16 protein-coding genes and 1 pseudogene are annotated in these 18,730 nt (G+C 63.0%); 14 read left to right on the top strand and 3 right to left on the bottom strand.

The features are described 5' to 3' along the window. Positions 1–21 precede the first annotated feature (21 nt). A complete protein-coding gene (locus AC2W7L_RS01940) occupies positions 22–939 on the bottom strand; it encodes a sulfite exporter TauE/SafE family protein (protein ID WP_062239367.1) in 918 nt (305 codons plus the stop codon). Between the two features lie 399 nt (positions 940–1,338). On the opposite strand from AC2W7L_RS01940, the gene AC2W7L_RS01935 reads away from it, so the two are divergent. The 10 genes from AC2W7L_RS01935 to AC2W7L_RS01890 all read left to right on the top strand — a co-directional run bounded on the left by AC2W7L_RS01935 (position 1,339) and on the right by AC2W7L_RS01890 (position 9,971). Beyond that, positions 1,339–2,136 (top strand): sirohydrochlorin chelatase, encoded by a 798-nt coding sequence (locus AC2W7L_RS01935; protein WP_486003028.1) that lies wholly within the window; start codon positions 1,339–1,341, stop codon positions 2,134–2,136. Between the two features lie 137 nt (positions 2,137–2,273). Continuing rightward, entirely contained in the window at positions 2,274–4,001 is a 1,728-nt protein-coding gene (locus tag AC2W7L_RS01930; RefSeq protein WP_486003027.1) for a nitrite/sulfite reductase, read from the top strand. After that, entirely contained in the window at positions 3,998–4,798 is an 801-nt protein-coding gene (locus tag AC2W7L_RS01925) for a phosphoadenylyl-sulfate reductase (protein WP_486003026.1), read from the top strand. The genes AC2W7L_RS01930 and AC2W7L_RS01925 overlap by 4 nt, the downstream gene beginning before the upstream one ends. Next, the gene (cysD, locus tag AC2W7L_RS01920) at positions 4,795–5,760 is read left to right on the top strand and encodes a sulfate adenylyltransferase subunit CysD (protein ID WP_486003025.1); all 966 of its coding nucleotides are present in this window, start codon (positions 4,795–4,797) and stop codon (positions 5,758–5,760) included. The genes AC2W7L_RS01925 and cysD overlap by 4 nt, the downstream gene beginning before the upstream one ends. Next, on the top strand, positions 5,760–7,139 hold the full coding sequence (locus AC2W7L_RS01915) for a sulfate adenylyltransferase subunit 1 (protein ID WP_486003024.1): 1,380 nt from the start codon (positions 5,760–5,762) through the stop codon (positions 7,137–7,139). Before cysD ends, AC2W7L_RS01915 begins: the two co-directional genes overlap by 1 nt. Further along, entirely contained in the window at positions 7,136–7,774 is a 639-nt protein-coding gene (gene cobA, locus AC2W7L_RS01910) for a uroporphyrinogen-III C-methyltransferase (RefSeq protein ID WP_486003023.1), read from the top strand. The genes AC2W7L_RS01915 and cobA overlap by 4 nt, the downstream gene beginning before the upstream one ends. Then, positions 7,771–7,947: a hypothetical protein gene (locus AC2W7L_RS01905; protein WP_486003022.1), complete on the top strand. Its 177-nt coding sequence runs from the start codon at positions 7,771–7,773 to the stop codon at positions 7,945–7,947. Before cobA ends, AC2W7L_RS01905 begins: the two co-directional genes overlap by 4 nt. Continuing rightward, positions 7,944–8,270 (top strand): ferredoxin, encoded by a 327-nt coding sequence (fdxA, locus tag AC2W7L_RS01900; protein ID WP_212128020.1) that lies wholly within the window; start codon positions 7,944–7,946, stop codon positions 8,268–8,270. The genes AC2W7L_RS01905 and fdxA overlap by 4 nt, the downstream gene beginning before the upstream one ends. Positions 8,271–8,342: 72 nt before the next feature. Next, on the top strand, positions 8,343–9,752 hold the full coding sequence (locus AC2W7L_RS01895) for an FAD-dependent oxidoreductase (RefSeq protein WP_486003021.1): 1,410 nt from the start codon (positions 8,343–8,345) through the stop codon (positions 9,750–9,752). Between the two features lie 90 nt (positions 9,753–9,842). Then, positions 9,843–9,971, top strand: coding sequence for a hypothetical protein (locus AC2W7L_RS01890; protein ID WP_283091828.1), 129 nt, complete (start codon positions 9,843–9,845; stop codon positions 9,969–9,971). Positions 9,972–11,021: 1,050 nt separating this feature from the next. Here AC2W7L_RS01890 and AC2W7L_RS01885 read toward each other — a convergent pair. Next, positions 11,022–13,004, bottom strand: coding sequence for an acetoacetate--CoA ligase (locus AC2W7L_RS01885; RefSeq protein ID WP_486003020.1), 1,983 nt, complete (start codon positions 13,002–13,004; stop codon positions 11,022–11,024). Between the two features lie 285 nt (positions 13,005–13,289). Here AC2W7L_RS01885 and AC2W7L_RS01880 point away from each other — a divergent pair, with 285 nt between their 5' ends. The 4 genes from AC2W7L_RS01880 to AC2W7L_RS01865 all read left to right on the top strand — a co-directional run bounded on the left by AC2W7L_RS01880 (position 13,290) and on the right by AC2W7L_RS01865 (position 17,801). Further along, positions 13,290–14,837, top strand: a complete 1,548-nt coding sequence (locus tag AC2W7L_RS01880) for a sugar ABC transporter ATP-binding protein (protein WP_486003019.1) — start codon at positions 13,290–13,292, stop codon at positions 14,835–14,837. Further along, positions 14,838–15,920, top strand: a complete 1,083-nt coding sequence (locus tag AC2W7L_RS01875) for an ABC transporter permease (RefSeq protein ID WP_486003018.1) — start codon at positions 14,838–14,840, stop codon at positions 15,918–15,920. 41 nt (positions 15,921–15,961) lie between these two features. Next, complete coding sequence (locus AC2W7L_RS01870) at positions 15,962–16,933, top strand: substrate-binding domain-containing protein (protein WP_486003017.1); 972 nt, start codon at positions 15,962–15,964, stop codon at positions 16,931–16,933. Between the two features lie 136 nt (positions 16,934–17,069). Continuing rightward, the gene (locus tag AC2W7L_RS01865; protein ID WP_486003016.1) at positions 17,070–17,801 is read left to right on the top strand and encodes a FadR/GntR family transcriptional regulator; all 732 of its coding nucleotides are present in this window, start codon (positions 17,070–17,072) and stop codon (positions 17,799–17,801) included. A 103-nt stretch (positions 17,802–17,904) separates the two neighbouring features. On the opposite strand, the pseudogene AC2W7L_RS01860 reads toward AC2W7L_RS01865, so the two are convergent. Continuing rightward, positions 17,905–18,665, bottom strand: a pseudogene (locus tag AC2W7L_RS01860) (SDR family NAD(P)-dependent oxidoreductase). Between the last annotated feature and the right edge of the window lie 65 nt (positions 18,666–18,730).

Below are 18,730 nucleotides of genomic sequence, written 5' to 3'. Positions count from 1 at the left end.
GAGAAGGGTAGGCGGCGGTGATCAGCTGCCGATGGTCGCTTCGGCCTCAGCTTCCGCGGCTTCCTCGGCCTTCCGGGCCTTCGTGGCCGCCCGCTCGACGCGGACGACGTGGGCGATGAGGGCAAACCAGACGAGAGCCAAGCCGGCGAGCGTCAGCCACACCGTCGACGCGTCGAGTCCGAAGGTGAGCAGGATGGTACGGATGTTTGTGAGGATGATGATTCCGCCCGCGGCGACCGCAAGCACCTTCGCCGGCAGCAGCTTCACCAGCCACGCGGCGAACGGTGCGGCGATGACGCCGCCGATGAGCAGCGCCGCCACGATCTGCCATTCGATGCCCTGCGATCCGAGTGCGATGAGGAACCCGAGCGAACCGCCGACGGCGACGACGAACTCACTCGTATCGATCGAACCGATGACCTTCCGGGGCTCCAAACGTCCTGATGAGAGCAGCGTCGTCGTCCCGACCGGACCCCAGCCGCCACCGCCGATGGCATCGAGCGCTCCACCGACGAACCCGACCGGCACGAGCATCCCCGCGCTCGGCCGCGACTTGAACTCCGGACGCTTCCCGCCCAATGCGAGGAACCGCCAGATCACGTAGACCCCGAGCGCGAGCAGGATTCCCGAGATCCACGGGGTCGCGGCCTCCCCATCGAGGCTGGCGAGGAACGTCGACCCGAGGACCGCGCCGATGAATCCGGGACCGGCGAGGATGCCGACCGTCCGCCAGTCGACATTGCCGAACCGGTGATGGGAGATCCCTGACACCAGGCTTGTGCCCAGTTCAGAGAAGTGCACCGCCGCCGAGGCGGCCGCCGGTGCCGTACCCGCCGCGAGCAGCAGAGTGGTTGAGGTGACCCCATAGGCCATCCCCAATGATCCGTCGATGAGCTGAGCGATGAGGCCGACGATCCCGAGGACGATGAGCTGACGCATGTGCTTGCCTTTCGTGGATGACGCGAAGGTGGTGATGACGCAGAAGACGTCGAAGATGCGGGCGGTGTCAGGAACGCAAAGACGCTTTGACTAGACACACTAGCGAAACTGTTGAGCAGAATGGCGAATCATCCGCAATCCTACGAACTCGGTCGCTGTATGTCGAAAGATGACGCCACATGGCGGTATTTCCCTGATGACGAGCCTGTATGCGGCGTTGACACTGATCGGTTACGCTGTGCGAATGCAATCAAGAGTGACGAGAGCTGCTCACCCGGGCCGTGTAGTCGTTGAGCAATTGCTTCGCGCGATGACCGTGACACCCCCGGTTCCTGCGCGGGGTCGGGCGCCGCAGCCAGTGAGATTCCGGGCGCAGAGGCCTGCCCCGGAGTGGGCGCTGTGACGGGGCTGCCGTCGGTGGGGCTGATCTCCCACGGGACCTCATCGCCGACCGGCCAAGTCCTCATCGAGGTGCTCGCCGCAGAGATCGCCACAGACCTGCGCATTCGCGGGATTGCCGACGAGGTCATGCTCGGCCATGTGGACGTCCAGCAACCCGACGTCGACGAGGTGATCAACCGCCTGCCCGCCGACCGTCCGGTGATCCTCGTGCCGCTTCTGCTCTCGCCGGGGTATCACGTCCATGTCGACCTCGCCGAGGCGGTCAACCGAGCCATCGAGTCCGGCCGTGACGTTCGGCGGGCGCCGACGCTTGGGCCGGATGCGAGGCTTGCGGAGATCCTTGCCGATCGCCTTCCGGCTTTGAGCGACAACGACGAGGTCATCCTCGCTGCTGCCGGATCGAGCGACGAGCGGGCGAACGAGTCATGTCGTGAGATGGGAAGGCTGTTGGCCGCAGAGCTCGAGCGTCCAGTCGAGGTCGGCTTCCTCGCCGGTGGGGGAGTGCCGTTGAAGGAGCTCGTCGAAAAGAGCCGTAGCCGCGGAACCCGCCCCGTGCTTGCGAACTATCTGCTGGCGCCGGGCTTCTTCGATGACCTCGCGCGCAAACTCGTCGACGGCGGCAGTGACTCGTCCGGTGTCCTTTCTCCGCCGCTGCTCACCAACGGAAACAGCGGCGCCGCGGTGCCGCCCCGGCTCGTCGATATCGTCCGTGACCGAGTCCGCGCATGCACCCAGCCCCGCGGTCATGCCGGCACCCAACCCCACGCCTCTGCCCCGGACATGCTCAATGCCTGACCGCACCCACAGCAGACCGACAGACCGTGACGCCATATGTCACTCCATGACACAATCACCTCCGGTGAGTTGTTGAGCAATTCGGCATTCATGTAGCGTGACTCATCACTGGTTCCCCTCAGCGTTTGGAGACAGCAATGTCCACTCAGGTGGAAGAGAACAAGGAAACAGCAGGTAAACGAGCCGCAAAGCGGCCTGCCCGCCCGAAGAAGTCCAATGGGCAGTGGAAGATCGACGGCCATGAACCGTTGAACAAAAACGAGATCGACAAGGCCGAAGACAACGGCCTCAACGTTCGCGCCCGGATCGAAACCATCTATGCCAAGCAGGGATTCTCTTCGATCGCCTCCGACGACCTGCACGGCCGCTTCCGCTGGTGGGGCCTGTACACCCAGCGCAAACCCGGAATCGACGGCGGCCGCACAGCGAAACTCGAACCGCACGAGCTCGAAGACGAATACTTCATGCTCCGCATCCGCATCGACGGCGGCAAGCTCACCACCGAGCAGCTGCGGGTCATCGCGGACATCTCCAACGAATTCGCCCGCGGCACCGCGGACCTCACCGACCGCCAGAACATCCAACTCCACTGGGTCGAGATCGAGTCCATGCCCGAGATCTGGCGCCGCCTCGAAGCCGTCGGACTCCAGACCACCGAAGCCTGCGGCGACGTCCCCCGCGTCATCCTCGGCTCACCCGTGGCCGGCATCGCCGCCGACGAACTCATCGACCCGACCCCGGCGATCGAAGAGATCTCCCGCCGCTACATCGGCGACCAGTCACTGTCGAACCTGCCGCGCAAATACAAGACCGCGATCACCGGCCACCCCAGCCAGGACGTCGTCCACGAGATCAACGACTGCTCCTTCGTCGCCGTCGAACACCCCGAACACGGCGTCGGCTACGACCTGTGGGTCGGCGGCGCCCTGTCCGTCGTCCCCCGCTTCGCCGAACGCCTCGGCACCTGGGTCGCCCCCGACCAGGTCGTCGAGACGTGGCTCGGCGTCACCCAGATCTTCCGCGACTACGGCTACCGCCGCCTGCGCAACAAGGCCCGCATGAAGTTCCTGCTCGCCGACTGGGGCCCGGAGAAGTTCCGCGAGGTCCTCGAAACCGAATACCTCGGCTACAAGCTCGCCGACGGCCCGGCACCGGCCAAACCGATCACCGCAGGCGACCACGTCGGCGTGCACAAACAGGCCGACGGCCGCTACTACATCGGCGTCACCCTCATCGCCGGCCGCGCCTCGGGCACCCTGCTCGGCCAGCTCGTCGACCTCGCCGAGAAGTACGGATCCACCCGCCTGCGCACCACCCCGCACCAGAAGGTCCTGCTGCTCGACATCGACGAAGCCGATGTCGATGACGTCGTCGCCGGCCTCGATGCCCTCGGCCTGTCCAGCCGCAAGGACCTCTTCCGCCGCTCGACCATCGCCTGCACCGGCATCGAATTCTGCAAACTCGCCATCGTCGAGACCAAGCAGACCGCCGCCGACGCCGTCGAGAAACTGGAAGCACGGCTGGCCGACATCGAGGAGCTGCCGCACCCGATCAGCTTCCACCTCAACGGCTGCCCGAACTCCTGCGCCCGCATTCAGACAGCCGACATCGGACTCAAAGGCCAGATCGTCACCACCGACGAAGGCGAACAGGTCCCCGGATTCCAGGTCCACGTCGGCGGAGGCCTGGCCTCGAAAGACCGCGACGAAGCCGGCCTCGGCCGTACCGTCCGCGGACTCAAGGTCACCGCCGAGAACCTCACCGAATACGTCGAAACCCTCGTCCGCCGCTTCCTCGCCGGACGCGGGGAGACCGAAACATTCTCCGAATGGGCCAACCGCGTCGACGAAGAGGAGCTGAAATGAGCACCACGAACCCGACCCCGACCGCATCCCCCAACCCGGCAGCAACAACTCAGACACCGACACGGCCCCGCCCCGAACCGCGTCCCGTCGAAGAGCTCAAAGCCCTCGCCGAGGCGGGTGCCCGTGAACTCGCCGGTGACCCGGACAACGGCGTTCCCGAGGCCAACCCCGCCGACGTCATCCGCTGGGTCTCCCGGAACTTCGACACCGCGGCCTGCGCCGTGGCCTGCTCGATGGCCGACGCCGCCCTGCCGCACTACGTCGCCCAGTACCAGCCCGGCGTCGACGTCCTCTTCCTCGACACCGGCTACCACTTCCGCGAGACCTACGACACCCGCAACGAGGTGGCCCGCCGTGTCGACGTCCACATCGTCGACGTCCTCCCGGAGCAGACCGTGGGGGAGCAGGACGCCGAATTCGGCAAGGACCTCTTCGCCCGCGACCCTGGCCTGTGCTGCGCCCGCCGTAAGGTCGCCCCGCTGAAGAAATCGCTGAACGGCTACGAACTCTGGTTCACCGGAGTCCGCCGCGACGAGGCCCCGACCCGGACGAACACGCCGCTGATCACCTTCGATGAGAAGAACGGACTCGTCAAGGTCAACCCCCTGGCCGCATGGTCCTTCGATGATCTCCTCGACTACTCGCGCGCCTTCGACGTCCCGGTCAACCCGCTGCTGTCGCAGGGGTACCCGTCGATCGGCTGCCAGCCCTGCACTCGCCCCGTCGCCGAAGGGGAAGACCCCCGCGCCGGCCGTTGGGCCGGATCGACCAAAACAGAATGCGGACTCCACACATGAGCATCGACACCCAGTACAACCACGACACCCACACCACCACCGAGGCGGCACCCACCCACAACCCGGGCGCGAGCCTGTCCACCCTCGACGTCCTCGAATCCGAAGCGATCCACATCATCCGTGAGGTCGCCGCCGAGTTCGAACGCCCCGTGCTGCTCTTCTCCGGAGGCAAGGACTCCGTGACGGTCCTCCACCTCGCGGCGAAGGCGTTCTGGCCGGCGAAGATTCCGTTCGGACTCCTCCACGTCGACACCGGACACAACTTCGACGAGATCATCCGCTTCCGAGACGAGACCGCAGAGAAGTACGGCCTCGACCTCACGGTGGCGAAGGTCCAGGACTACATCGACGACGGTCGTCTGCGCGAACGCCCCGACGGGACCCGCAACACCCTGCAGACCCAGCCGCTGCTCGATGCCATCACCGGCGGGAAGTTCGACGCCGTCTTCGGCGGCGCCCGCCGCGACGAGGACAAGGCCCGCGCGAAGGAGCGGATTCTGTCCCTGCGCGACGAATTCGGCGGTTGGAACCCCAGCAGCCAGCGCCCCGAACTGTGGAACCTCTTCAATGGCCGCCACCTGCCCGGCGAACACGTCCGTGTGTTCCCGATCTCGAACTTCACCGAACTCGACGTGTGGAGCTACATCGCCCGCGAGGGCATCGAACTGCCCGAGCTCTACTTCGCCCACGATCGCGAAGTCTTCCAACGCGACGGCATGTGGTGGGCCACCGGCGAATTCTCCACCCCGCGCGACGGCGAGATCGTTACAACCGAGAAGGTCCGCTACCGCACCGTCGGCGACATGAGCTGCACCGGTGCCGTCGAATCGAGCGCCGATGACCTCGAGTCGATCCTCGCCGAGGTGGCCGCCACCACTGTGACCGAGCGCGGTGCCACTCGCGCCGACGACCGGATCTCGGCCGCGGCGATGGAAGACCGCAAGAAGGACGGGTACTTCTGATGACGACGACAACCACCACCGAGACAACCACCACCGAGGCGACGCCGACGTTGGACACGACGACGAAGACTCTGTTGCGCTTCGCCACTGCCGGATCCGTCGACGACGGCAAATCGACACTCGTCGGCCGACTCCTCCACGATGCGAAGGCGATCCTCGCCGACCAGCTCGCCGCCGTGACCGCGACGAGTCGGGAACGCGGATTCCTCGGCGGAGAGTTCGACTTCGCTCTGCTCACCGACGGTCTGCGGGCCGAACGCGAACAGGGCATCACCATCGACGTCGCCTACCGGTACTTCGCCACCGACCGTCGCTCGTTCATCCTCGCCGACTGCCCCGGACACGTGCAGTACACCCGCAACATGGTCACGGGAGCCTCGACCGCCGATGCCGTCGTCGTCCTCATCGACGCCCGCACCGGCGCGACCGAGCAGACCCGCCGCCACCTCACCGTCGTCTCCCGACTGGGCATCCGCCACGTCATCATCGCCGTCAACAAGATCGACCTCGTCGACTACGACCAGGCAGCGATCGAGACGGTGGAGAACGACATCAAGTCACTCGCCGACGAGATCGGCCTCGAGACCCCGCACCTCATTCCGATCTCCGCGCTGGCCGGGGACAATGTCGCCACGACCTCGGACAACACTCCCTGGTACGCCGGGCCGGCGCTGCTCGAACTCCTTGAGACCCTGCCGAGTGCGGACGAGGACACCGCCGACCTCGAGGCCTTCCGCCTCGACGTGCAGACCGTGCTCCGTCCGCAAGGGGGACTGGCACCGGGACTCGACCCCGAGGAATTCCGGGACTACCGGGCCGTGGCCGGACAGATCACGGCCGGGCGGGTCAGCGTCGGCGATGAAATCGAGATCCACCCCGCCGGGCTCCGCACGACCGTGACGGGCATCGATACCGCCAGTGGTCCCCTTGAGACCGCGAGAGCGCCGCTGTCGGTGGCGCTGCGGTTGGCCGATGACGTCGATACCGCTCGTGGCAGCGTCATCGCCGCGGCCGGCACCCTGCCCACTCCGCGCCGGGAACTGCGCGCCGAGGTGTTCCCGTTCACGGCCGAGGGCCTGCGCACGGGGGATCGGGTGCTCATCAAGACGGGGACGACGACCGTGAAAGGGATCGTCACCATCGAGGCCAAACGCAACCTCGAGACCTCCGGGCTGGAGGCCGCCGAGGTGCTCGCCGGCAACGACATCGGCCTGGCCCGGGTGAAGCTGTCCGCCGAGCTGCCGGTCCCGGACTTCCGCGACCACGGCACGGCCGGAGCCTTCGTCGTCATCGACCCGCAGACAGGCAACACCCTCGCTGCCGGAATCCACACCCCCGAGGCGGCCCCCAGCCCCGAATCCACCGAGGACCAGCCATGACACTCTTCCTCCCACAGCAGCCGGGCACCGTGCTGCTGGTCGGCGCCGGACCGGGCGATCTCGGACTGCTCACCGTCACCGGTCTGCGCGCATTGGAACGCGCCGACGTCATCGTGGCCGACCGCCTCGGTGCCAGATCGGTCATCGATCAGCTCGAAACCGAACGCGGCGCACCCCTGGATGCCCGGATCATCGACGTCGGCAAGCAGCCGGGGCACCATCCGGTGCCGCAGAGCGGGATCAACGACATCCTCATCACACAGGCGAAGCTGGGCCACCGGGTCGTCCGTCTCAAAGGCGGGGACCCGTTCGTCCTCGGACGTGGGGGAGAGGAAGTCATCGCCTGCCGGGCCGCCGGAGTCGATGTCCGCGTCGTTCCCGGGGTGACCAGCGCGAACTCCGTTCCCGCAGTCGCCGGAATCCCGCTCACCCACCGAGGCGTCGCCACTTCGTACACGGTCGTGACCGGTCAGACCAGCTGTCCGAGATCGGCGGGGGACGCGATCACACCGTCGTCGTGCTCATGGGAGTGGGCACGCTCATCAACTCGGCGATGGTGCTCGCCCGCTCCGGGCGCGGTGACGACTGCCCGGTCGCGATCGTCGAAGACGGGTTCGGTGAGAACCAGCGGGTGACCATCGGAACCCTGGGCGACATCGCCTTCCGCGCGGCTCGCCGAGGCGTCCGGTCACCGGCCGTGATCGTCGCCGGTGATGTCGTGACCCTGAGCCCCTACGCCGATGGTGCGTTCATCCAGGCGACCGAGCCTGCCGCAGCGCACGCATCCGACCTCGTGAGGAACCCATGACCTACATCATCGCCCAACCGTGCGTGGACCTGAAGGACCGAGCCTGCATCGAGGAATGTCCGGTCGACTGCATCTACGAAGGCACCCGCTCCCTTTACATCCACCCCGACGAATGCGTCGACTGCGGGGCGTGCGAACCCGTGTGCCCCGTCGAGGCGATCTTCTACGAAGACGATGTGCCCGATGAGTGGGAGGCCTACTACGCGGCGAACGTCGAATTCTTCGACGACATCGGATCCCCTGGCGGAGCAGCCGCCCACGGGGTCGTCAATAAGGACCATCCCTTCATCGCCGCTCTGCCGCCTCAGAACGCCGACGACTGAACTTCAGCGACTCCACGCTCCCTTCTGACGAGCAACTCCTCGCTTCACCACGACGACTGATTAAGGAAACCCATGCCGACTATCCCATTCAGAGTGGCCATCATCGGTGCCGGTCCCGCCGGCATCTATGCCGCCGACCTGCTGACCAAGGCCGAACACGACCTGGAACTGAGCATCGACCTGTTCGAACGCCTGCCCTCACCCTTCGGGCTCGTCCGCTACGGGGTCGCCCCCGATCATCCGCGGATCAAGGGCATCATCAATGCCCTCATCAAGGTGCTCGACCGCGGTGACATCCGCCTGTTCGGCAACGTCGAATACGGCGCCGACATCAACCTCGGCGAGCTCACCGACCGCTACGATGCGGTGATCTTCTCCACCGGCTGCTTCGTCGACGCACCGCTGTCGCTGCCCGGGATCGACCTGCCTGGTTCTTACGGTGCCGCCGACTTCGTCAACTGGTACGACGCGCATCCCGATGTCGCCCAGACCTGGCCGCTGGATGCGGAGAAGGTCGCGGTGCTCGGCAACGGCAATGTCGCCCTTGACGTGGCCCGGGTGCTCGCGAAGCAGGCCGATGACCTGCACACCACGGAGATCCCCGATCACGTCTATGAGGGTCTGAAGTCCTCGAAGGTCACGGATGTCCATGTGTTCGGACGGCGTGGACCCGCGCAGGCGAAGTTCACTCCTCTGGAGCTGCGTGAGCTCGGGCAGGTCGAAGACGTCGACATCATCGTCTACCCCGAGGACTACGAATTCGACCAGGGTTCGCTCGAGGCCATCGAGTCGAGCAACCAGGTCAAGCAGGTGACGAAGACGCTCACGGACTTTGCGATGCGGGAGGAGACCGGGGCGAAGCGGCGACTGCACCTGCACTTCCTCCACGCGCCGGTGGCCATCCTCGGCGAGGATCGGGTGACCGGTCTGCGCACGGAACGTCAGGAGCTCGACGGGACCGGTGGCGTCAACGGCACCGGGGACTTCCACGACTGGGACATCGATGCCGTGTACCGGGCCGTCGGCTATGCGGGAACGCAGCTGCCGCAGCTGCCCTTCGACGAGTCCAAGAAGGTCATCACGAATCACGAAGGTCGCGTCGTCGACGCCGAAGATCAGGGTCAGGCCGCCGAGGCGGACGTCATCCCCGGCGTGTACACGACCGGGTGGATCAAGCGCGGACCCGTCGGGCTCATCGGTCATACGAAGGGCGATGCACTGGAGACGATCGGGCACATCCTCGACGATCAGGCCGCCGGGGCGCTCACCGAACCCCTGTACCCGGAGGAGTCCTCGATCGTCGAGCTGCTCGAATCGAAGGGCGTCGACTTCACCGATTGGGAGGGCTATCACCGGCTCGAGGCCGCGGAGAAGGCCCTCGGTGAGGCCGAGGGACGTGAGCGCGTGAAGATCGCGACCCGTGAAGCCATGCTCGCCGAGGCGCGCGCCCACCTGACCGCCGAGGCGAACGCAGGGAGCTGAGACCCGCGCCCACCTTAAGGCGCAGACCTCATCGTGTTCCGGGCCGGGTGGGAAAGCTGTTCCTGGCGATGGTGTTCGGCTCCGTGGCTCTTGGCCTGCACCCTCTTCACCGCCATCGTCGTCTACGTCGGCATCAAGACCCGGCTCAAGTCGGACGAAGTCGTCACCAACGTCGAGAACACCAGGGAGACCGCAGCCGAACACATCGACGGGGAATGATCCCCTGACACGACATCGAATCCTTCGATGTCAAAAAGTGACACCTCGCCGAGGCGGCCCGACCCCCGTGCATCCACGAACAGTGGAGTACGGGGTCGGGTTCTCTGGGAGCAGTGGGTGCTCGAGCACTGGTTGCGCGCGCCTCTCAAGCCTCATACTCAATACGGAGGACGATGAAGGGGACAACAACGTGAACTGGTATTGCCTACACTGATCAAAAGAAAAACCCCGGCTGCGTGCCGACTCAGGTTCGACAGAGGCTTATGCCGGGGACTTCCCCTCCAGGATAGGTTAAACGAGATGGAGAATCCAGTGGAGTTGTCTCCCCAGCAGATTGCAGCTCTCGACCGATCGATCACCCCGCCTCGTATGAGCACCTATGGGTCCGCTGCGGCTGGAGATACTCGGCTCGCTCGTGAACTGTATCTGTGGGATCGTGCAGTGTCCGTAGGGTTCCTCGCGGATCTGGCTATCTTGGAGGTGGCGCTGCGAAATTCCATGAGTACTCAACTCGAGCGCAAATGGGGAGCTGAATGGTATGCAAATACAGATATTCCTCTCGACACCGGTCGTCGTCTGCATTGAATACTGCCTGGCGCCGCGTCAGCGGCCCTAAGACACCCGGAAAGCTTGTCGCCCAATGTACGTTCGGGTTCTGGCGTGGATTGCTCGACAAAGGGGATCATGCAGGAAGGGAGCCTCGACGCGTCCGATGCGATTACGAAGTCCTCTGGAGAGGTGTCCTCGATAAATCGTTTCCGGGCGGTCGCGAACAAGCACGCATCGATGGGAAGCGTTGGAACCGTGAATACGCCTTGAACGTTGTTTCGCGAATCAACGACTTACGCAACAGAGTCGCTCACCACGAACCGTTGGTGAACGGGTTTCCGCTGTCGGGACAACGGACGCGAGTGAGCGCGCAGGCTGTATTCGATGACTTCCTGCGATTGGCAGCGATGCTGGATCGCGATCTACATTCACTCATTGAGGCCACATCGCAAGTGCCACGACTGCTCGCAGCTCGCCCTGGCTCGTAATCCTGCGGCTCGCTTAGTCGTTTGCCCCATCCGCAAACCGAGCAAAGTACTCCAGCGCCTCGAACGAATCTACAGCATCCGGATTCGCGACCTTGGTCAGATCGTGCCCCTGGATGAGCCGCTTCACCGGGACCTCGAGCTTCTTACCGGTCTTGGTGTGCGGAATGGCCGGGACCGCGATGATGTCGTCGGGCACATGCCGCGGCGACGCCTTGGACCGCAGCTCCCCGGCAATCCGTGACCGCAACTCGGAATCCAACGAAACCCCCGACGCCAGAACGACGAACAGCGGCATCCAGTACCCGCCGTCGGGCTGCTCGGCTCCGATGACCAGGGATTCGGCCACCTCGGGGATGCCGTCGACGACGTCGTAGATGTCGGCGCTGCCCAGGCGCACGCCCTGCCGATTGAGGGTGGCGTCCGAGCGGCCGGAGATGATAACGCTGCCGTGGTCGGTGATGGTGATCCAGTCGCCGTGGCGCCAGACTCCGGGGAACATCGAGAAGTACGTGTCGCGGTAGCGCTCACTGTCGGGATCGTTCCAGAACTTCACCGGCATCGACGGCATCGGGGCGGTGATGACCATCTCCCCGACCTCGCCAACCAAAGGCTGGCCGGAGTCGTCCCAGGACTCCAACGCCACACCGAGCACCGGCCGTGAGAGTTCCCCGGCCCAGATCGGCACGTTCGGCGCGGACCCGGCGAAACCGCTGACGACGTCCGTGCCGCCGCTCGTCGAGGCCAGCTGCACGCGCTCGCCGACGAAATCGCGCACCCACGGGAAGCAGTGGGCGGGCACCGGGGCACCGGTGGCGCCGATCGTCCGCAGTGCGGAGAGGTCGAACTCCTTGCCAGGTTCGATCCCGGCCTTCATCCCGGCCAGGAAGATCCCGGGACTGACCCCGAGCACATTGGCCTTCGTGTCCGCGGCGATCTCCCATAGCCGGCCCGGCCCCGGGTAGAGGGGACTGCCGTCGAAGCACACCGTGGTCGCACCGCCCACCAGAGCGGAGGCGACGAGGTTCCACATCATCCAGTTCGTATTCGTGTACCAGAAAAACCGGTCACCGGGGCGAATGTCGAGGTGGAGACCCAGCAGACGCAGATGATCGATGACGACCCCGCCGTGGCTGTGCACGATCCCCTTGGGAATCCCCGTCGTACCCGAGGAGTACAGCACCCACAGCGGAGTATCGAAATCGACGCGCGCGAACTCGGGCTCGGCATCTCCGGATGCGATATCGTCCCAGGTGGTGAGGTTCGTGATCTGACCGTGTTCATCGATGAATTCCTCGCCGAGGTTGCCCACCCCGACTACGGCCTGCAGGCTCGGCATCCGGTTGGCCAGGCTAGCGACCTGGTCGCGGCGGTCGAAGGAATTGCCGTTCCACAGGTAGCCGTCGGCGGCGAAGAGGACTTTCGGCTCGAGTTGGCCGAGTTTCGTCGCGGCACCTTCGGCGGCGTAGTCCTGGGCACAGGCGGACCAGATTGCGCCCACCGAGGCGGAGGCGAGGAAGGCGATGAGAGTGTGGTGGGTGTTCGGCAGGTAGCCGACGACGCGGTCCCCTTCGCCGACTCCTTGGTCGCGCAGCCAGGCGGCGACGGATCCGACCTGGCGACGCAGCTCGCGCCAAGTGGTTTCGGTGTGTTCGCCGGATTCTTTGATGGTGATGACGGCCGGTTCGTCGGCGAGTTTATCGTCGAGGCCGGCGCGCAGGGCATGCTCGGCATAGTTGAGGCGGGTGCCGGGGAACCAGGTGGCACCTGGCATGGACCGGTCGGCGAGCACCTCGGTGTAGGGGTCATCGGCGATGACGTCGAAGAAGTCCCAGACCGCACCCCAGAATCCGTCGAGGTCGCTCACGGACCAGTTCCACAGATCGTCATAGTTGGCCATTGTTTGGTCGGTGCGTTTGTTGGCGAAGTCGATGAAGTCGGAGATCTGCGGTCGCGGGGTCTGGTCAGGGTCGGGAAGCCAGATCGGTTCAGCGGTCAATTCTTTTCCTCAGCACAGCGGTGGGCAATCGTCAGACTCTTCCACTCTATCCGGGGTCCTACGGTCCTACTCCACGTGGATCGAGTATGCACAGAGTGGTGATTTCAACTGGCCGCCGGCAGCGCGGTGATCAGCCCTGGCAGCCGAAGTCATCCAATGAATGCTTGAAGCGTCTGGTCCAGAAGATCGAAAAATACGCATAATGCTTGTCAATCACTAGTGAATCATCTAACGTCTCTTCATAGACATAGGAGGTCTTTGGAATTCGATGAGGAGTTGCCGTACATGCCTGTAGTGTCCGAATCTGCCGCCGTCAGAAGTGAAGCGGTGCCGTTGCTAGATATCCGCGGAGCGAGCAAATGGTTTCCGGGAGTGAAGGCACTTTCTGGAGTGGACCTCGACCTGTACCCCGGCGAGGTGCTGGGGCTCGTTGGTGAGAACGGTGCTGGGAAGTCCACTCTGATGAAGCTCCTCGCCGGCGTCTATACGGCTGATGCCGGAGATTTTCTGATCGATGGCGAACGCGTGGAGATCTCTTCGACCTTGGACGCTGAGACCCATGGAATCGCCATTATCCACCAGGAGTTCAACCTCGTGGATGACCTCACAGTCGCGCAGAACATCTACCTCGGGCGCGAGCCGCGGTTCGGGATCTTCATCAATGATGGTGAGCTCAACAGACGGGCCCGAGAACTCTTCGCTCGACTGGGTCTCAGCCTCGACCCGAAGGAGCTGGTGGGGAATCTGACGGTTGCCGCTCAGCAGATGGTCGAGATCGCCAAGGCGATGAGCCATGACGCACGCATCATCATCATGGACGAACCGACTGCCGCGCTCAACGATGAAGAAGTCGAACTCCTTCATCGTCTGATTCGCCAATTCATCACTCCACAGACCGGAGTCATCTACATCTCGCATCGTATGCCCGAGCTCAAGGCCATCACCGAACGGATCACCGTCATCCGTGATGGGGAGAAGATCGGGACGGTTGAGACAGCCACCACCGAAATGCCGGAGGTCATTCGGATGATGGTCGGCCGCGAACTTGCCGCAGTCGATGAGGTGCCGGCCTATCGTGGGACCGACGAGATCGTTCTCGAAGTCAGCGGCTTGGAGACCCGGGCGAAGCTGAGAGATGTCAGCTTCAACCTCCGTCGAGGAGAAATCCTCGGTTTGGCCGGGCTGATGGGCGCTGGGCGAACCGAAACCGCACGAGCTATCGTCGGCGCTGATCCGGTGTCCGCAGGCACATTGAAAGTCCGCGGGCGTGAAGTGCGCATCACCGATCCGGCCGCAGCGGCACGATTGGGAATCTGCTATCTGTCCGAAGATCGCAAGCAACTCGGAGTCCTCGTCGGACAGAGTGTGCGGGACAACATCTCATTGCCGAGTTTGAGATCGTTCAGCCGGTTCGGGCTCATAGACGAAGCCGCAATCAACGCATCTGCACAGAAGCACTCCTCGGCTCTCACCATCAAAACCCCGTCGATCCACCAGGAGCTGGACAAACTCTCCGGCGGGAATCAACAGAAAGTTGCAATCGCCAAATGGTTGGTCAAGGACTGTGACATCTTCATCTTCGACGAACCGACACGAGGCATTGATGTCGGTGCCAAGGCGGAGATCTACCAATTGCTGCGTGAACTGAGCGAGCAGGGGAAATCGATCATCGTCATCTCGTCCGAGCTGCCCGAAGTCCTGCTTCTCTCACACAGAATCGGGGTGCTCAGCGAAGGTCGACTCACCGGAATCCTTGATGCGGCTGCCGCTACCCAGGACTCAATCATGGAACTTGCCACCCAGCATGTCGAAACAGAAGGAATTGTGGCCTGAATGTCTACCGATCTCGCTCCCCGTCTCACCTCGGATTATTCGCCCGCGAGTGACACCAAACGTAGCTTCTGGAGAAATTCGCTGCAACAGCTGCTCGCAATTGCAAGTCTTGTGGTCATCGTCATCGTCTTCGCCTTAATCAATCCGGATTCGTTTCTGACCTTGACGAACATCTCGACGATCCTCACTACTGTCACTACGGTCGGACTTCTCGCTCTCGGAGTCACCTTCATCATCATCACCGGCGGAATCGACCTTTCCGTGGGCACCGGCATGATCCTCTGCGGAGTGATGGCCGGAGTCTTCATCACCAACATGGGTCTGCCTCTGTGGTTAGGCATCGTCCTGACGATCGGCTTCGGCGGGTTGATCGGCTTGATCAACGGCGTCAACGTCGCCGTCCTGGGGCTGCCGTCATTCATCGCGACTCTGGGCATGATGATGGTCACCCAAGGTCTGTCGCTCGTCATCAGCGGCACCAAACCGATCTACTTCTCGGAGTCACCGGATTTCGGAGCGATTATGAACGTCTCGCTCATTCCGGGCATGCGGCTGCCGCTCGGCGCCGTGATATTCATCGTTCTCATCGTCGTCTCTGTGGTCATCCTCCAGCGCACGTTGATCGGTCGCACGGCCTTCGCCATCGGTTCTAATGAGAAGGCGACTCGCCTCTCCGGAGTCAACGTCAGAACTTGGCTCATCACCGTCTACGTACTCTGTGGACTCTTCGTCGGCCTGGCCGGAGTGCTGTCCGCATCACGACTGTCTTCGGCTCAGCCGACCGGTGGCGCCGGCATCGAACTGCAGGCAATCGCTGCGGTGATCATCGGCGGAACTTCCCTGGCAGGCGGCCGCGGTTCAATGGTCGGCACGGTGATCGGAGCGTTCATCATGGCGGTGCTCGACAACGGTCTTCGAATGGCTGGTGTTGCTCAGGAATGGCAGCAGGTTGCCATCGGCGTGGTCGTATTGCTGGCGGTCTACCTCGACATCGTGCGGAAGAAGAATGCCTCCGCTCGTGGATCATTATCGACTCCGCGGAAACCTGTGGCGAACTCAAAGACCGCCATCACTCAGCCCTAGACCAAGACGTAGACCTCTCAGAAGAATCAAAGGAGACAAATATGAGAACGAGCAAGCTGCTGACATCCATGGCGGCACTGTCGACCATTGCCCTACTCGCCACAGGCTGCGGATCCGGATCGGCCGGAAACGAGGGAGGAGATGGTGATAAGACGATCGCCATCGTATCGAAGGGTTACCAGCACCAGTTCTGGCAGACCGTGAAGAAGGGTGCAGAAGCAAAAGCGAAGGAACTGGGAGTCAAGGTCACGTATGTCGGACCTGACACTGAAACGGATGTCGAGCAACAGGTCACCCAGGTGCAGACAGCATTGGACAAACAGCCTGACGCGTTGGCATTGGCCGCCTTGGACAGCAAGGCAATGACTCCGCTTCTGCAACAGGCACAATCTAGTGACATTCCCGTCATCGCATTTGACTCCGGTGTCGACGGGGACATTCCAATGACGACAGTGGCCACTGACAACAAGGCGGCAGCGGCGGAGGCGGCCAAACATGTTGCCGAGGCAATCGATCACAAAGGTGAAGTCGGAATCGTAACTCACTCGGAGACTGCCGCGACAGGCGTCGACCGTCGTGACGGCTTCATCGACTATATGAAGAAGAACGAACCTGATATCAAGATCGTCGCCCAGCAGAACGCCGACGGGGATCAAGCGAAGTCCGCGGATGCGACCAAGGCGATCCTGCAGTCGAATAAGGATCTCGATGCGATCTATGGAACGAATGAAGGTGCGGCGATCGGCGTCGTCCAGGGTGTGAAAGAACTCGGGAACAAGGACGTCGCAGTCGTCGGCTTCGATTCCGGCAAGGCCCAGCTCGATGCGATCAGAAGCGAGGCCATGCTGGGCGCCGTTACCCAGAGCCCCCTCGACATAGGCGCGAAGACAGTACAAGCGGCAGTGGACGCAATTGATGGCAAGGAGCTCGAGGAGGAGATCCCGACCGATTACTACTGGTACGACAAGGACAACATCGATGACAAGAAGATCGCTGACCTGGTCTACGAGTGATCGATCCGGTTAAATTGATCCACAGCTGATAATGCCCGGCACCCACACAGAAGTCTGTGTGGGTGCCGGGCTTCTGACGAACGCGGTGCCTTTGTACCAGAGGACTGCGCGTAGAAAGGTGTACTAGGTTGAGGTCATGGCACTGACGGATGACGCACTCAAGAAGATCAAGGACCTCATCGTCAGCGGTGAGCTCAAACCAGGGGATCGGCTGCCCCCTGAAGCCGAGCTCTCGGAGCGGCTGGGACTCTCCCGCAATTCGCTGCGGGAAGCTGTCAAGGCACTCGACTTCATCAACGTGGTCGACGTCAGGCGCGGATCAGGAACGTACGTTACCTCGCTTGCTGCTGAAGACATGGTCGAAGCAGTGTCATTCCTCGTCGATGTGCACGCTTCGGGATCATTGCGAGAGATCCTGGAGGTCAGGAGGATCTTCGAAGCTGAAACTGCCTACCGTGCGGCAGGACTCATCGATGAATCCGGACTGGAGCAACTTCGAGCCACGATCACAGATACGGATCCGACATCGGTCGAGTCCTTGGTGGCCCACGATTTTGAGTTCCATTCCACAATTGCCCGCTATGCCGGAAATGACTATCTTGCGGCGATGCTTGAGGCTGTGTCGGTCAAAACGACCAGGGCTCGGACTTGGCGAGGGATGAGTGAAGAGGGTGCTGTGGAGAAGACGTTGAGCGAACACCGTGCCATCATCGACGCCTTGGAGGCCGGAGACGCTCGACTGGCGCAGTCAATCATGATTCTGCATGTCACCGGTGTGCAGCGCTGGGTCGATCATGTAGACGTCGATGACGAAGCTATTGGGGCTGACGCCAATGGCACACACCCGCCGGAGGCGTATGCCGATTGATTGTTGGGTTCACTATTCAGCGATGTAACAGACAGCGAAATGACGAGGCACCTGCAGGCTGAAGAGCTCTCAAGCCAGCAGGTGCCTCTGGAACAGCGTCGACCTATTCTGCTCGGAGCCGGAGCCCTTGCATTCCACCGTCGACGGCGAGGGTGGTGCCAGTTGTCGATCCTTGCCGCGGGCTCGCAAGGAACACGATGGAGCGGGCCACTTCCTCCGGTTCGACGAGTCGACCGTGCGGCTGCCGTGCATTGAGCTGGCGCAGCTCCTCTTCAGGGTTTTCAGCTTTCGACATCAGGCCGCCCATCACCCACGGAGTGTTTGCTGTACCGGGGCATACTGCGTTGACGCGGATGCCCTCACGTACATGATCGGCAGCCATGGCCAAAGTCATCGAATAGATGGCTCCCTTGGTTGCTGAGTAGAGCACGCGTTCGGGCAGGCCTGCAGTTGCGGCAATCGACGAAGTGTTGACGACAGCGGCATGGTCCGACTTGCGCAGGTGCGGCAGAGCAGCAGCGGTGACGCGGGCGACTGAGACCACGTTGACATTCAGAACTTTGTTCCATTCGGCATCATCGTTTGCATCGACTTGGCCCTGGGCGCCGATGCCCGCGTTGTTGATGGCGATATCGATTCCGCGAATTCGGCAACGGTGGCCTCGACCGCGGCCTCGACCGAGCCACGGTCGGCAACATCGCACCGCAGCGCGAGAGCTCCGGCCGGTGCGCCTTCGGGATTGAGGTCTAGAACGGCGACATTCGCTCCGGACTCCTGCAGAAGCTCAGTGACAGAACGGCCGATTCCCGACGCCCCTCCTGTAACGATCGCGGTCAGTCCGGCGAATTCCTTTGATGTGCTCATTTCATTTCGGCTTTCTTATTGTTGTGTTCCGTGTGCTTCGATGACTTTCGGCTGATCCATCCGGG

The organism is Brevibacterium sp. LAARM3_SD1, from assembly GCF_057364765.1.
Note: the sequence above shows the minus strand (reverse complement) of the source record. Positions and strands in the feature narration are given on the sequence as shown.

Coding starts and splice junctions, on each gene's coding strand:
- cobA (WP_486003023.1), top strand. CDS start 7,136: ATGACACTCTTCCTCCCACAGCAGCCGGGCACCGTGCTGCTGGTCGGC.
- AC2W7L_RS01915 (WP_486003024.1), top strand. CDS start 5,760: ATGACGACGACAACCACCACCGAGACAACCACCACCGAGGCGACGCCG.
- AC2W7L_RS01895 (WP_486003021.1), top strand. CDS start 8,343: ATGCCGACTATCCCATTCAGAGTGGCCATCATCGGTGCCGGTCCCGCC.
- AC2W7L_RS01880 (WP_486003019.1), top strand. CDS start 13,290: ATGCCTGTAGTGTCCGAATCTGCCGCCGTCAGAAGTGAAGCGGTGCCG.
- AC2W7L_RS01940 (WP_062239367.1), bottom strand. CDS start 939: ATGCGTCAGCTCATCGTCCTCGGGATCGTCGGCCTCATCGCTCAGCTC.
- AC2W7L_RS01865 (WP_486003016.1), top strand. CDS start 17,070: ATGGCACTGACGGATGACGCACTCAAGAAGATCAAGGACCTCATCGTC.
- cysD (WP_486003025.1), top strand. CDS start 4,795: ATGAGCATCGACACCCAGTACAACCACGACACCCACACCACCACCGAG.
- AC2W7L_RS01925 (WP_486003026.1), top strand. CDS start 3,998: ATGAGCACCACGAACCCGACCCCGACCGCATCCCCCAACCCGGCAGCA.
- AC2W7L_RS01875 (WP_486003018.1), top strand. CDS start 14,838: ATGTCTACCGATCTCGCTCCCCGTCTCACCTCGGATTATTCGCCCGCG.
- AC2W7L_RS01930 (WP_486003027.1), top strand. CDS start 2,274: ATGTCCACTCAGGTGGAAGAGAACAAGGAAACAGCAGGTAAACGAGCC.
- AC2W7L_RS01870 (WP_486003017.1), top strand. CDS start 15,962: ATGAGAACGAGCAAGCTGCTGACATCCATGGCGGCACTGTCGACCATT.
- fdxA (WP_212128020.1), top strand. CDS start 7,944: ATGACCTACATCATCGCCCAACCGTGCGTGGACCTGAAGGACCGAGCC.